A 14162-nucleotide genomic window follows, 5' to 3' on the forward strand; every position below is an offset into this window, starting at 1 on the left:
CGTCAGGACGGGCGGTTCACCAGATGGACTCGACCCACTCGGGGTGGTCGATGAACGGGTTCCGGTTGTGCTGGTACTGGTCGAATATCACGTCGTTGCGGCGCTTTTCGAAGGTGTCCGGCGGGTCCTGCTCGCTCCAGGTCTTCAGCGCGGAGAGGCGGCCGATGTTCGGCGCAGAGCCGTTGGACACGCTGTCGTTGGGTTCGAGGTCGGCGAAGGAGTCGTCGCCCTCGTAGCGCACCGCCATGTAGAGGATCATCCGGGCGACGTCGCCCTTGACGGCGTCGCGCGGTTCGAAGGAGTCGCTGTCGGTGAAGTTGCCGGGCGCGTCGGCGAGCTCGGTTCCGCCGTTGTCGAAGTCCTTGTTGCCGCGCGTGGAGTTGACCGAGACGTCCTCCGGGCGCAGGTGGTGGATGTCGGTGCCGGGGCCCGTGGCGGTGCCGAAGTCGCCGTGCGACTTGGCCCAGACGTGCTCCCGGTTCCACTGGCCGACGCCGCCGCCGTTGGCGCTCTTCGGCTCGGAGAGTCCGGTGTACAGAAGGATCACGTTGGAGGAGTTGGCCGGGTCCTCGTCGGTGTCCTTCAGCGCGTCCCAGACCTGGCTGTAGGAGAGCTTGGTCTGGTCGCTGATGATCGTGTGCAGGGCGCCCTTGAGCGCGGTGCCGGTCTTGCCGAGCGCGTCCTGGTAGTACGTGTCGTCCAGTGCGCCGAGCGGGGTGACGGAAGCCGCCGGGGGCTGCGGTGTCGCGGCCGGCGCGGCGGCCGCGGTGCCGGCGAGCACCGCGAAGGCGGCGAGCGTGGCCAGCAGTGGGCGCCGGCAGGAAAGGTGACGACGGGACATGTGGGGTGTCCTCTCCGGAAATACGGGCACCGCGGCGCCGTCACAGGGTGGGGGGGCGGCTCCGCGGTGGTCGTGTCGCTTGGTGGTCAGCGGGAGCCTTCCACACGCACCGTGACCGAGGTGTGAACGCTGCGTACCTATCATGTGCAGGTCAAGTGAGAGTCGGTCCCGGGCCGTCGCGGGCCTCCCCGCCGGCATCGGATGCGCCCCCGTCGGCAGGGGGCGAGAATTGCCGCAAGGACGAGGAGGCGGCATGAGTGACGAGCCCGAATCCGTATCCGTACGGGGCGTGACCCCGGACGCCCTTCTGCACACCGGCGCCAGCGACAATCCGTCCGCGGAGGACGTGGTGCTCGCCTCAGGGCGGGACCTGACACCCCGGAATCTCGAGTGGGCGGAGCGCCGGATCGCCCGGGAGGGCCGGGCGGCCATCGACAAGCAGCTGCCGTAGGCACCCCGCGGCCGCGGCACCGGCCGTGACCACCGGCGCATGCCGGGGCACGGTGGTGCGCGGCCGCGACCGGGCGGTGCGGCGGCAGTGCGTGTACGGGGGCCGGCCGTCGCTCGGTTAGCCTGAACGGAATATGAACCGTTTGACGACGTCAGGGGCCGGTTACGACCTCGCCCGCTTCCCCGAGGACCCGCGCGACCCGTTCCGAGCCTGGGACGCGGCCGACGAATACCTGCTCCGGCACCTGGAGGGGACCGACGGGGCCGAACCGGTCGCCCTCTCCGGCGCCCTCGTCGTGGTCGGCGACCGCTGGGGCGCCCTGAGCACGGCGCTGGCCGCCCACCGCCCCGTGCAGATCACCGACTCCTACCTCGCGCAGCGGGCGACGGCGGCGAACCTGGAGCGCAACGGGGCCGACGCAGGTGCCGTACGCCTGCTCTCCGCGCGCGACACCCCGCCGGACCGCATCGACGTGCTGCTCGTCCGCGTACCCAAGAGCCTCGCGCTCCTGGAGGACCAGCTGCACCGGCTCGCCCCCGCGGTCCACGCCGGCACGGTCGTCGTCGGCACCGGCATGGTGAAGGAGATCCACACCTCCACCCTCAAGCTGTTCGAGCGGATCATCGGCCCCACCCGCACCTCGCTCGCGGTCAAGAAGGCCCGGCTCATCCACTGCACGCCGGACCCCTCCCTGGCCCGCACCCCCAGCCCCTGGCCGCACCGCTACGAGCTGCCCGACGACGTGGGGGCCGTCGCGGGACGCACCGTCATCAACCACGCCGGGATCTTCTGCGCGGAGCGGCTCGACATCGGCACCCGCTTCTTCCTCAAGCACCTGCCCGTGCGCAGCGGCCCGGACCGGGTCGTCGACCTCGGCTGCGGGAACGGGGTGCTCGGCCTGGCCGCCGCGCTCGCCAACCCCGAGGCCGGGCTCACCTTCGTCGACGAGTCGTACCAGGCCCTCGCCTCGGCGGAGGCGACCTTCCGGGCCAACACCGACGCGGACACCGGGGCCCGCTTCGTCGTCGCCGACGGACTGACCGGCGCCGAGCCCGCCGGAGCCGACCTCGTCCTGTGCAACCCGCCGTTCCACTCGCACCAGGCCACCACGGACGCGACCGCCCGGAACATGTTCCACGGGGCGCGCACCGCGCTGCGCCAGGGCGGCGAACTCTGGGTCGTGGGCAACCGGCACCTCGGCTACCACACCCAGCTGCGCCGGACCTTCGGCAACTGCACCACGGTGGCGGGCGACCCCAAGTTCGTCGTGCTGCGCGCCGTCAAACGCTGACAGCCGGACAGCCGCGGAGGGGCACGGGCCCGCGGGCCCGTGCCCCTTCCGGATTCTTGCAACACGTTCTACTGTGTGCGCCGCCGCACACGGGCGACGCGAAGCGAGACTCCTGGAGGGGCCGTGCACCTCGAATACACGCCTGAACAGCAGCAGTTGCGGACCGAACTGCATACGTACTTCGCCGCCCTGGTTCCCGACAACGCCTACGCGCGCTACGCCGACCCGGCCGCCCAGAAGCGTTTCTACCGGGAGACGATCCGGCGCCTGGGCACCGACGGCTGGCTCGGCGTCGGCTGGCCCACGGAGTACGGCGGACGCGGCTTGTCGCCGATGGAGCAGTTCATCTTCTTCGACGAGGCGGCCCAGGCGGGCGTCCCGCTGCCGCTGATGGCCCTCAACACCGTCGGACCGACGATCATGCAGTTCGGCACCGACGAGCAGAAGGCCTACTTCCTGCCGAAGGTCCTCGCCGGTGAGATCGACTTCGCGATCGGCTACAGCGAACCCGACGCCGGCACCGACCTCGCCGCGCTCAAGACCCGCGCGGTGCGTGAGGGCGACACCTACGTCGTCAACGGGCAGAAGATCTGGACGACCAACGGCGACACCGCCGACTGGGTCTGGCTCGCCGCCCGCACCGATCCGGACGCCCCGCCCCACAAGGGCATCACCATGCTCCTCGTCCCGACGTCCGACCCCGGCTACTCCTGCACCCTGATCAACACCCTCGCCTCGCACGACACCACCGCCAGCTACTACGAGAACATCCGCGTCCCCGTCTCCCGCCGGGTCGGCGAGGAGAACAAGGGCTGGCGGCTCATCACCAACCAGCTCAACCACGAACGCGTCACCCTCGCCGCCCACGGCACCATGGCCATCCGCGCCCTGCACAACGTCCGGCGCTGGGCCGCCGAGACCCGCCTCGCCGACGGACGCCGCGTCATCGACCTCGGCTGGGTCCGCGCCCGCCTGGCCCGCACCCACACCCGGCTCGACGCGATGAAGCTCCTGAACTGGCAGATGGTGTCCGCCGTCCAGAACCACACCCTCACCCCGCAGGACGCCTCCGCCGTCAAGGTGTACGGCTCCGAAGCGCGCCGCGACGCCTACGCCTGGCTCATGGAGGTCGTCGGCTCGGCCGGACCGCTCAAGGAGGGCTCCGCGGGCGCCGTCCTGCACGGCGAACTCGAACGCGGCTACCGGTCCGCCGTCATCTTCACCTTCGGCGGCGGCAACAACGAGATCCAGCGCGAGATCATCTCGTGGATCGGCCTCGGGATGCCGCGCGTACGCCGCTGAGTCCTCGCGGAAAATCCTGTCCGCGGATAACTGATATCCGGGCCGCCCTCGGCAGTCTCCCAGCCATCGGGCATCATCAGCGGTCTACAGGACAGGGAACTTCTTCATGAGCCATCAGCACACGGTGGACCCGGTGGCACTGGTGACCGCCGCCCGCGAGGGGGACGCGGCGGCCAGGGACGCGCTGGCCGGCGCCTACCTCCCGCTCGTCTACAACATCGTGGGCCGGGCACTGAACGGTTCGGCGGACGTGGACGACGTGGTGCAGGACACCATGCTCCGGGCGCTGCACGGGCTCGGCGGTCTGCGGGCCCCGGAGAGCTTCCGCTCCTGGCTGGTGGCGATCGCGATGAACCAGGTCCGGGCCCACTGGCAGAGCCGCAACGGCGCGCCAGGCCCGTTGGAGGAGGCCGGACAGGTCGCCGATCCGAGGGCCGACTTCGTCGATCTCACGATGATGCGTCTGCAACTGTCCGGGCAGCGTCAGGAGACGGCGCGTGCGACGCGGTGGCTGGAGCCGGAGGACCGGGGCCTGCTGTCGCTGTGGTGGCTGGAGTGCGCGGGGGAGCTGACCCGGACCGAGGTCGCCGAGGCGCTGGAACTCACGCCGCAGTACGCGGCGGTCCGGGTGCAGCGGATGAAGGCGCAGCTGGAGACGGCCCGCATCGTCGTGCGGGCGCTCGACGCGCAGCCGCCGTGCGAGGACCTGCGCGGGGTCCTCGCCGCCTGGGACGGCCGGCCGTCGGCCCTGTGGCGCAAGCGCATAGCCCGGCACGCCCGTGACTGCTACCGGTGTGCCGGACTCCGCAGCGGCCTGATGCCCGCCGAGGGCCTGCTGGCGGGGCTGGCGCTGGTCGCGGTGCCCGTGGCCCTGCTCGCGCTGTGGCCCGCGCAGGACGGGACGGCACCCGTCGCCGCCTCGTACCCGCTCGGCGCGCCGACGGGCGAGGGAGCGATACCCGCCGGACCCGGCCGGCACCGCTCCCCGGGCGGGCGGCACGGGGGCGGACACGGCACCTCCCGCGCCGAGGCCCGAGCCCGCAGGCGGACCGTCCGGCGCCGGGCGGTGGGCGGCGCGGTACTGGCGGCCTGCGTGGCCGGCGGGGGCCTCTGGTACGTGTCACTGGGCCCCGGTACGGGAAGTGACGACGAAGCGGCGTCGCGTACGTCGGCCGAGCCCATCACCGACCTCACCGCACCCGAGACCCCGGCCACCACCTCACCGTCCCCCTCGCCGTCCGTGTCCGCGTCGCCCTCGCCGTCCGCGAAGAAGAGCGCCTCGGCGACCCCGAGCCGCAAGCCGAAGAAGAGCGCCCCTCCGGCACCGAAGCAGACGACCGCACCGCGGGTGCCGAGCAGCCCCGCCGCACAGCCGGCCCCCATAAGCACCGCGGCCCAGGTCGTCGCCCTGGTCAACAAGGAGCGGGGCGCCGCCGGCTGCGGGCCGCTCACGGAGGACTCACAGCTCACGGACGCGGCGCAGCGCCACTCGGACGACATGGCGGCCCGGGACTTCTTCGAGCACACCAACCCCGACGGCGCCGACCCCGGACAGCGCGTCACCGACGCCGGGTACCGCTGGTCCACGTACGGCGAGAACATAGCGCGAGGCCAGCAGACACCCGCTTCGGTGATGGAGTCCTGGATGAACAGCCCCGGCCACCGCGCCAACATACTCAACTGCGACTTCAAGGACATCGGCATCGGTATCCACCAGGGACCCGGCGGACCGTGGTGGACGCAGGACTTCGGCGCGAAGCTCTGAACCGTGCGAAGGCCGGCGGTGCGGTTGACGCGTCGCCCCCGCTTCCTCCCGCCGGACAGGAGCCGGCCGGTCCCGCGGAATCGCGGGTGCCTTCACAGCACTGCCGCAGATGAATCACGAGCGCCCCGAGGAGTGGACGGCGACCGCCCGGTGAATCGCCGGGTGACCGGCAGACAGTTGCCGGGGCGGTGACGGACAGCGGATCCTGGCGGGAGCGCCGGTGCGGGGCCGCGATCCGGGACGGCGCGCCCGTTCACGACGCGTGCGCCGGTGCGCGCCGGGCGGGAGCAACGGGAGGTACGAGCACATGACGGAACCCGACCCCGGGCTCTTCGGGCCCTCGTCGGTCACCTGGCAGCTGCACGGCGACCCGATGATGTGGGTGGCCGGAGTCCGCGCCCTGTACCTCCAGGCGCTGCATCCGCGCGCCGTGCGCGGAGTGATGCAGAACTCCGACTTCCGGAAGGACGCCTGGGGCCGGCTGATGCGCACGGCGGGCTTCGTCGGGACGATCACGTACGGCACCGCCGACGCCGCCGAGAAGGCGGGGGCGCGGGTCCGCAAGATCCACCGGCTCCTGAAGGCCACCGACCCGCTGAGCGGCGAGACCTACGGAGTCGACGAACCCGAACTGCTGCTGTGGGTGCACTGCGCGGAGGTCGACTCCTACCTCCAGGTCGAGCGGCGCTCCGGCTACCCGCTCACCGACGCGCAGGCCGACCGGTACGTCGACGAGCACCGCACCGGCGCCCGCCTCGTCGGCCTCGATCCGGCGGACGTCCCCGCGAGCACCGCGCAGCTCGCCGCCTACTTCGCCCGGATACGGCCCCGGCTGGCCTCCTCGCCCGAGGCGTCGGACGTCGACGACTTCCTGCGCCGGCCACCGGTGCACCCGCTGCTCGTACCGGCGCGGGCCGTGCTCTGGCGGCGTGTCGCGAGCCTCGCCTACCAGTCGCTGCCGCCGTTCGCCCATGAGCTGTACGGCAGACCCGTCCCGCCGGCGGCCACCGTCGACCGCCGTCTGCGCACCACCGGCACGGCCCTGCGCGCCATCCCGTCGCGGCTGCGCTGGCAGCTCCCGCCCGGTCACATTGTGAACGCCATGGCACGACTCGGACCCGGCAGCCGCCCCACCCCGTACAAACTGAAAAGGCAGGCAGCCATACTGGACGGGCCGGGGAGGGCGCAGCGACAGTAGGCGGAGTGACGGGGGCGACAGCAGGCATGGCGGAAACCAGGCTGATCCAGAGCCGGTACCGACTGCTCGATCTGATCGGGCGCGGCGGCATGGGCGAGGTGTGGCGCGCCCGCGACGAATCGCTCGGCCGGCAGGTCGCCGTCAAATGCCTCAAGCCCATGGGCCCGCAGCACGACCGGGACTTCACCCGCATCCTGCGCGAACGCTTCCGGCGGGAGGCCCGGGTCGCCGCCGCCCTCCAGCACCGGGGCGTCACCGTCGTCCATGACTTCGGCGAGCACGAGGGCGTGCTCTATCTGGTGATGGAACTCCTCGACGGCCGCAACCTCAGCCAGCTCCTGGAGGACAACAAGCAGGTCCCGCTGCCCGTCGACGACGTCGTCGACATCGCCGAACAGGTCGCCGACGCCCTCGGATACACCCACCAGCAGGGCATCGTCCACCGTGACCTCAAGCCGGCGAACATCATGCGGCTGGCCGACGGCACCGTGAAGATCTGCGACTTCGGCATCGCGCGGCTCGGCCACGACATCTCCGTCACCTCCCGGCTCACCGGCGCGGGCATCGCCATGGGCACCCCGCACTACATGTCGCCGGAGCAGATCAGCGGCGGCCAGGTCGACCACCGCAGCGACCTCTACTCGCTGGGCTGCGTGCTGTACGAGATCGCCACCGGGGCACCGCCGTTCGACCTCGACGACGCCTGGGGGGTGCTCGTCGGCCACCGGGACACCCCGCCCGAACCCCTGCGCACGCACCGCGCCGAACTGCCCGGGTTCTTCGACCGCGTCGTCCTGGAACTGCTCGCCAAGACGCCCGACCAGCGGCCGGTCGACGCCGGTGACCTGCGCCGCCGGATCGCCGTCGGCCGCACCGGCGAACAGCCGCACCTGGAGCCCACCGGCCGGGTCCTCCTCGCGCCGCCGGCCCCGGTCGCGCTGCCCGGCGGGCCGGCCGTCCCCGCACCGCGGCTGCCGGACTGGACCCGTGGCATGACCACTGGGCACAAGGCGACCGGGGCCGCGCACCTCCCGCCGGACGGGTTCGACCACTCGGCGGGCCTGACCGGTGAGTGGACCACCGGCACCGAGCGGCGTGTTCCGGCCGGCGGTCCCGCCGGCGCCGAGCGGCCCACCCCGGCACCCGACCTCCTCTCGACCCTCGCCAGCCGCCACAGCGCCGGCCTCAACCTGGGCCGGCTCGGCCACTGGGAGGAGGCGGGGGAGGTGCACCGCGCGGTCGCCGCCGAACGCGAGAGCGTACTGGGCCCCGACCACCCCGAGACGCTCTCCAGCCGCTACGAGGTCGGGTTCACGCTCAGCCGGACCGGGCGCGCGGCGGACGCGCTGCGGGAGTTCGGCCGCGTCGCCCAGGGCCGCGAACGCACGCTCGGCCCCGACCACCCGGAGACCCTCGCGGCCCGTCAGGAGATGGCGTACGTACTGGGCCAGCTCGGCCGCCACTTCGAGGCCCACCAGCTGTACGCCGCCGTTCTCGCCTCCCGGGAACGCTCGACGGGGCCCGACCACCCCGACACCCTGCGCTGCCGCCACAACCTGGCGTTCAACCTCAGCAGGCTCGGGCGGCTGGAGGAGTCGTACGCGATGGCGCGCGACGTGGCGGAGGCGCGCGCCCGGCTGCTCGGCGCCACCCACCCCGACACCCTCGTCACCCGCTACGAGGTCGGCTACACCCTGGGCCGGCTCGGCCGCTGGACGGAGGCCCTGCAGACCTACCGGGAGGTGGTCCTGGCCCGGTCGCAGGCGCTGGGCGCCGACCACCCCGACACCCTCGCCGCCCGCTACGAGACCGGCATCAGCCTCGGCCGGCTGGGCCGCAGCGCCGAGGCGCTGGAGCTCTACCGCGCACTCGTCGCGGACCGGGCCCGGGTCAGCGGCCCGGACGACCCGGAGACCCTGCGCGCCCGCCACGGCCTGGGCGTCAACCTGGGCCGGCTGGCCCGCTGGGAGGAGGCGCTCACCGAATCCCGTGACGTGTGCGAGATCCGCGCCCGCGTCCTGGGCGCCGACCACCCCGACACCCTGGTCAGCCGCCGTGAGGTCGCCGTCGGCCTCGGCTGGCTCGGACGCTGGGCCGACGCCCTCAAGGTGTACCGGCAGGTCGCCGAGGCCCGCACCCGCATACTGGGGGCCGAGCACCCCGACACGCTCGCCGGCCGCAACGACGAGGCGCACTGCCTCGAACAGCTCGGCCGCGGCCCGGAGGCCGTCGAGCTCTACCGGCAGGTGGCGGCGCTGCGGCAACGGCGGGGCATCGCGCCGCGATGAGACGGCCCGGCACACGGGCGCGCCCCGGGGAGCCCTGGTCCGCGCCGCGCGTCCGTGTTACCAAGGGGCATGCCCGTACGAGACAGCTATGACGCAGTGATCGTCGGCGGTGGCCACAACGGCCTGGTCGCCGCCGCCTATCTGGCCCGCGCAGGACAGTCCGTCCTGGTCCTGGAGCGGCTCACCACCACCGGGGGAGCGGCCGTCTCGACCCGCCCGTTCGCCGGGGTCGACGCCCGGCTGTCGCGCTACTCCTATCTGGTGTCCCTGCTCCCGCCGAAGATCGTCCGCGAGCTCGGCCTGGACTTCGCCGTACGCAAGCGGACCGTCTCCTCGTACACCCCGGCCGTCCGCGACGGGCGCGCCACCGGACTGCTCGTCAGCGGCGACGGCACCCGGGACTCCTTCGCCGCGCTCACCGGATCGGACCGGGAGTACGAGGCGTGGCAGCGGTTCTACGGACTCACCGGGCAGGTCGCCGAGCGGGTCTTCCCCACACTCACCGAGCCGCTGCCCACCCGCGAGGCGCTGCGGGAGCGGATCGGTGACGCGGAGGCCTGGCGGATGCTGTTCGAGGAGCCCATCGGCGTCGCCGTCGAGGAGAACTTCGCCGACGACCTCGTCCGCGGCGTCGTGCTCACGGACGCGCTGATCGGCACCTTCGCCGACGCGCACGATCCCTCACTGCTCCAGAACCGCTGCTTCCTCTACCACGTGATCGGCGGCGGCACCGGTGACTGGGACGTCCCGGTCGGCGGCATGGGCGCGCTCACCGACGCCCTCGCCGCCGCCGCGCTCACGGCCGGTGCGCAGATCCGTACCGGACACGAGGCCGTCCGTATCGACACGGACGGAACGCACGCCGAGGTGACGGTGCGGACCGACGGCGGCGAGTCGACCGTCGGCGCACGCCGGGTCCTGGTCAACGCCTCTCCCGAGGCCCTCGCCGCCCTGCTCGGCGACGCGCCGCCCGTACCCGCCGAGGGCGCGCAGCTGAAGGTGAACATGCTGCTCACCCGGCTGCCCCGGCTCAAGGACCGGTCCGTGGACCCGCGCGAGGCGTTCGCCGGGACCTTCCACATCGCCGAGGGCTACGGGCAGCTGGCCGACGCCTACCGGGACGCGGCCGCGGGCCGGCTGCCCACCGCGCCGCCCTCCGAGATCTACTGCCACTCCCTGACGGACCCCTCGATTCTCGGCGCGGATCTCGCGGCCCGCGGCTACCAGACGCTGACGCTGTTCGGCCTGCACACTCCGGCGCGCCTGTTCGCCGCGGACAACGACGCCACCCGTGCCGCACTGCTGAAGGCCACGCTCGCCGAGCTCGACGCCCACCTGGACGAGCCGCTCGCGGACTGCCTGGCGCTCGACGCGGACGGCACGCCCTGCATCGAGGCGAAGACACCGCTGGACCTGGAGCGGGACCTGCGGCTGCCCGGCGGCCACATCTTCCACCGGGACCTCTCCTTCCCGTACGCCGCACCGGAGACCGGCCGCTGGGGCGTGGAGACCGCGCACGCCAACGTGCTGCTGTGCGGGGCCGGGGCGGTGCGCGGCGGAGGGGTCAGCGGGGTCCCCGGCCACAACGCCGCGATGGCGGTGCTGGGCCGGTGACCGGCATCCGCTACTGACCGAACGCGCCGCGCAGGGCTTCGATCTTGCGCGGCAGGTCGTACTCCGCGCCGCCCTCGTGCCCGTTGTACGTGAACACCTCGATCTGCGCCGGACCGGCGTAGCGGTGGTAGGCGGCGAACACCGTGGACGACGGGCAGACCTTGTCCATCAGCCCCACCGAGAACCACGCCGGAGCGGTCGCGCGCGCCGCGAAGTTGACGCCGTCGAAGTACGACAGGGTCTCCATCGCCTCGTCGATCCGGAAGCGGTGCCCGGACAGCCAGCGGGCGATCTCCGCGTACGGACCGGCGTCCGTGATCTGCGAGGCGCGCCGGTAGTGGCAGAGGAACGGGACATCGGCGACGGCCGCCACGACGTCGTCCCGCAGCCCCGCCACGGCGAGGGCGAGCCCGCCGCCCTGGCTGCCGCCGAGGACCGCGACCCGGGAGGCGTCCACCGCGTCATGGGCCTTCGCCGCGTCGACGGCCCGCACCGCGTCGGTGATCAGCCGGCGGTAGTAGTGCCGGTACGGGTCCTCGATGCCCCGGGTGAGGAAGCCGGGGGAGGAGGAGCCGTTCCCGTCCGGGCCGATGTCCACGGTGTCGGCGGTGTTCTTGCCGCCGCCGCCCTGGCCGCGGTTGTCCATCACCAGGTGGGCGTAGCCCAGGGCGCTCCAGGTGAGCCAGGAGTAGGGGATGCCGCGCCCGCCGTTGTACCCGATGTACTGCACGACGGCCGGCAGCGGGCCCGAGCGTTCCCGGGGGAGCATCAGCCACGCCTTGACCGGCTGGCCGCCCCAGCCGCGGAACGTCACGTCGAACACGTCGACGGTGGCGAATCCGGCGTCGTACGGGACGAACTCGGCGTCCAGGGCGTGGCGGGCGCTCTCGGTGAGCGTCTTCTCCCAGAAGGCGTCGAAGTCGGCCGGTTCCTCCGGCTCCGGCCGGTAGTCGCGCAGCCGGTCCATGGGCATGTCGAACAGCAAGGGTCTAGCTCCTCTTCAGGGTGAGGTTGAGGGTTGCACCGTGACGTTCAGCAGTGTCGGCGGTGATCCGGACGCCCGTGCCGGCGGGGGCCACGGTGATGCCGGGGTCGGCCGAGACGACGCTCAGACCGCGCAGGGCGAGCTCCAGCACGACCGAGGACCGCAGCTGGGTCGGGTCGGACAGCGAGACGGTGACCGTCTTGCCCTCCGGCCGGACCAGGACCGATGCCGGTCCGTCCGCGGTGAGTTCCTGCGCGGTCCCGGCGGTCCAGAAGTTCGCGGCGAGCAGCCCGTCCGCGCAGCGGCGTACCGCGTGCACGGCGGTGGAGTCCGCGATCAGCTTCACCGGGGGCGCGGCCGACCACTGCGCGGTCCGCTCGGCGGAGGCCATCGGGGCCTGCAGCCAGAAGTATCCGGCCAGGTCCGGTGCGGTGCCGTGGTCCTGCCACAGCGTCAGGTACGGGCGGGTGACGGAGGTGTCCGTGCCGTACTTGAGGTTGATCTCGCGCCAGGTCGCGGTCCGGTTCTCGCGCAGACCGTTCAGGGTGACGGGCTCGGGGAAGACATAGCCGCCGGTCCCGGCGACGTGCAGCCAGCGCACCTCGTCCAGCCGCGCCGACCAGCCGGTGTCGGCCGGCGCCGCCTGCCCGTTGACGGTCAGTGCCGCCGCCGGGTCACGCAGCTTCCGGTTCTCCACCACCGTCTCGGCCGTGCCCGCGTCCGCGCTGATCCCGGAGCCGACGCACGCGATGACGTCGTCCAGACAGAACCAGCTCTTGAGGCCCTGCAGCGAACTGCCGAACGCCCGCAGCTCCATGCCGTACGCGCCGAGCGTCGTCCCCGGCAGCGCGGTCCCGCCCGCCCAGTCGGCGGTGCTGGTGGTGCGCTGTCCCGCCGCGTCGGCGGGCCGGCCGGCGATGACGGTGGTGCCGGGCAGCCGAGCCGGGTCGACGGTGGGCCAGTAGTCCTCGCTGTAGTGGCCGAGGTCGTCGGTGTAGAGGAGCACCATGCCGTCGGAGAGGTGCCAGGCGTGCAGGTTCTCGTTCTGGATCGACTCGTAGTTGTAGATCCGGGAGGAGTACGCGGAGACGCCGAGGGCGAACGAGGGCCGGTGGTGGGCCGCCTTGTCCATCCGCGGGTGCTGCTTGTGCGCGACCAGCGGACCGCGGGCCGGCACGGACGACGCGATCACGTTGCGGGCCGCGACGAGCGAGGCGAGGTCCGTGACGGCGAGGAAGTCGCGGTAGGTGTCCTCGGCGATCCACTGCTTGACCAGGGCGGTGAACCGGTCGGCGGTCTCCCCGGGGAAGCTCGGGATCAGCCGCACCACGGCCTCGATGACGGTCTGCGCCGAGACGTGACCCTGCTTGCTCGGGCGGGCGATCTCGCGCCCGCAGACCGACGCCATCACGTCGCCGCGCGCGAGCAGCGGGTCGAAACCCTCGTCGACCCAGAGCCGGACGTTGTCGAGGTCCGGGTCGGTGACCGTCCACGACGTGCCCGCCAGGAGGTTCAGCAGCCGGGAGAGGTTGTTCAGCAGCTCCTTGCCGTAGCCGCCGTTGTACGGGTGCTTGTAGTGCTGGAGGAACGAGCCGTCGGAGTAGAAGCCCTCGCCCGTGCCCTCGGCCGCCGCGCTCGCGTCGTTGAAGGCGAGGACGCTGTTGGCGCCCGAACCCTCGACGTCCGAAAGAGCGTCACGCACCCGGACGAGGTCGTCGCCGCTGTCGCGCAGTACCGCGTTCACGGCGACGACGGTGGAGATCCACACCCGGTTGGCGCCGGTCGCGATCTGCCGGTCGGCCCGCCAGAGGTTGGGGTCGGGTGTGTAGCCGCGGACGGCGTCGTTGATCCGGCCGAGCCGTTCCGTACCGAGTGCGTCGTACAGCAGCACGGCCGCGTCGTTGAGCGCGAGCGCGGAGCCGATCTCCCAGTCCCAGTCGTTGTCGAACCGGGTGTGCCCGGGCCCGTAGCGGTTCGTCAGCATCCAGTCGATGCCCGCCAGCAGCAGGTCCCGCAGTGCGGTGTCGCCGTACTGGACGGTGCCAGGGACGGCCCACGCGGTGGCGACGGTCGCCAGGCGCTTGAACGAGGTCGTGACGTGGTTGGAGAGCGTGGTGCTGGTCAGGTCGGGGAAGAGCCCGTCGGTACGGGACGGGTCCAGGCCCTTCGCGGACGTCGTCGCGGCCTTGCCGATCCTGGCCACGGCCGCGGCGATCCGGGAGTCCGTGAGGTCGAGGCCGGGGCCGCCGGTGAGCAGGGTGTGCCACCGGGTCCGCAGGGAGGCGGCGTCGTCGACCGGGTCCGCGGCGTGCGCCGTGCCCGCCGCGAGGGTGAGCGGCAGGGCGGCGGCCGCGCCGAGCGCCGCCGCACCGGCGAGCACGGTGCGGCGGGTGGTGCCCCTGGTGGTGCCTGGGTTCATGGTGCGGC

10 protein-coding genes are annotated in these 14162 nt (G+C 72.7%); 7 read left to right on the forward strand and 3 right to left on the reverse strand.

Annotated features, from left to right (window positions below):
* Nucleotides 1-16: 16 nt before the first annotated feature.
* A complete protein-coding gene (locus tag OG521_36425) occupies nt 17-841 on the reverse strand; it encodes an endonuclease (protein ID WUW25957.1) in 825 nt (274 codons plus the stop codon).
* 253 nt (nt 842-1094) lie between these two features.
* Between OG521_36425 and OG521_36430 the strand changes: the two genes are divergently transcribed.
* The 7 genes from OG521_36430 (at nt 1095) to OG521_36460 (ending at nt 10750) form a co-directional block, all read left to right on the forward strand.
* Complete coding sequence (locus tag OG521_36430) at nt 1095-1292, forward strand: hypothetical protein (protein WUW25958.1); 198 nt, start codon at nt 1095-1097, stop codon at nt 1290-1292.
* Nucleotides 1293-1425: 133 nt separating this feature from the next.
* Nucleotides 1426-2583, forward strand: a complete 1158-nt coding sequence (locus tag OG521_36435; protein ID WUW25959.1) for a methyltransferase — start codon at nt 1426-1428, stop codon at nt 2581-2583.
* A gap of 123 nt (nt 2584-2706) precedes the next feature.
* Nucleotides 2707-3885 carry an acyl-CoA dehydrogenase family protein gene (locus OG521_36440; GenBank protein WUW25960.1) on the forward strand — a complete coding sequence of 393 codons (1179 nt, stop codon included), beginning with the start codon at nt 2707-2709 and terminating at the stop codon, nt 3883-3885.
* Between the two features lie 106 nt (nt 3886-3991).
* A complete protein-coding gene (locus OG521_36445) occupies nt 3992-5650 on the forward strand; it encodes a sigma-70 family RNA polymerase sigma factor (GenBank protein WUW25961.1) in 1659 nt (552 codons plus the stop codon).
* A gap of 307 nt (nt 5651-5957) precedes the next feature.
* On the forward strand, nt 5958-6848 hold the full coding sequence (locus OG521_36450; GenBank protein WUW25962.1) for a DUF2236 domain-containing protein: 891 nt from the start codon (nt 5958-5960) through the stop codon (nt 6846-6848).
* A 26-nt stretch (nt 6849-6874) separates the two neighbouring features.
* On the forward strand, nt 6875-9136 hold the full coding sequence (locus OG521_36455; protein WUW25963.1) for a serine/threonine-protein kinase: 2262 nt from the start codon (nt 6875-6877) through the stop codon (nt 9134-9136).
* A gap of 69 nt (nt 9137-9205) precedes the next feature.
* Entirely contained in the window at nt 9206-10750 is a 1545-nt protein-coding gene (locus tag OG521_36460; GenBank protein WUW25964.1) for an NAD(P)/FAD-dependent oxidoreductase, read from the forward strand.
* Between the two features lie 10 nt (nt 10751-10760).
* Here OG521_36460 and OG521_36465 read toward each other — a convergent pair whose 3' ends face one another.
* Nucleotides 10761-11723 (reverse strand): acetylxylan esterase, encoded by a 963-nt coding sequence (locus OG521_36465; protein WUW26918.1) that lies wholly within the window; start codon nt 11721-11723, stop codon nt 10761-10763.
* 16 nt (nt 11724-11739) lie between these two features.
* Nucleotides 11740-14154 carry a polysaccharide lyase 8 family protein gene (locus OG521_36470; GenBank protein ID WUW25965.1) on the reverse strand — a complete coding sequence of 805 codons (2415 nt, stop codon included), beginning with the start codon at nt 14152-14154 and terminating at the stop codon, nt 11740-11742.
* Nucleotides 14155-14162: the final 8 nt, after the last annotated feature.

This window comes from Streptomyces sp. NBC_01463 (assembly GCA_036227345.1).
GTDB lineage: Bacteria > Actinomycetota > Actinomycetes > Streptomycetales > Streptomycetaceae > Streptomyces.

What these genes read in the sequence shown, in the direction of transcription:
- OG521_36425 (WUW25957.1), bottom strand. Translation starts at nt 841, where the DNA reads ATGTCCCGTCGTCACCTTTCCTGCCGGCGCCCACTGCTGGCCACGCTC.
- OG521_36470 (WUW25965.1), bottom strand. Translation starts at nt 14,154, where the DNA reads ATGAACCCAGGCACCACCAGGGGCACCACCCGCCGCACCGTGCTCGCC.
- OG521_36455 (WUW25963.1), top strand. Translation starts at nt 6,875, where the DNA reads ATGGCGGAAACCAGGCTGATCCAGAGCCGGTACCGACTGCTCGATCTG.
- OG521_36450 (WUW25962.1), top strand. Translation starts at nt 5,958, where the DNA reads ATGACGGAACCCGACCCCGGGCTCTTCGGGCCCTCGTCGGTCACCTGG.
- OG521_36445 (WUW25961.1), top strand. Translation starts at nt 3,992, where the DNA reads ATGAGCCATCAGCACACGGTGGACCCGGTGGCACTGGTGACCGCCGCC.
- OG521_36430 (WUW25958.1), top strand. Translation starts at nt 1,095, where the DNA reads ATGAGTGACGAGCCCGAATCCGTATCCGTACGGGGCGTGACCCCGGAC.
- OG521_36465 (WUW26918.1), bottom strand. Translation starts at nt 11,723, where the DNA reads ATGCCCATGGACCGGCTGCGCGACTACCGGCCGGAGCCGGAGGAACCG.
- OG521_36460 (WUW25964.1), top strand. Translation starts at nt 9,206, where the DNA reads ATGCCCGTACGAGACAGCTATGACGCAGTGATCGTCGGCGGTGGCCAC.
- OG521_36435 (WUW25959.1), top strand. Translation starts at nt 1,426, where the DNA reads ATGAACCGTTTGACGACGTCAGGGGCCGGTTACGACCTCGCCCGCTTC.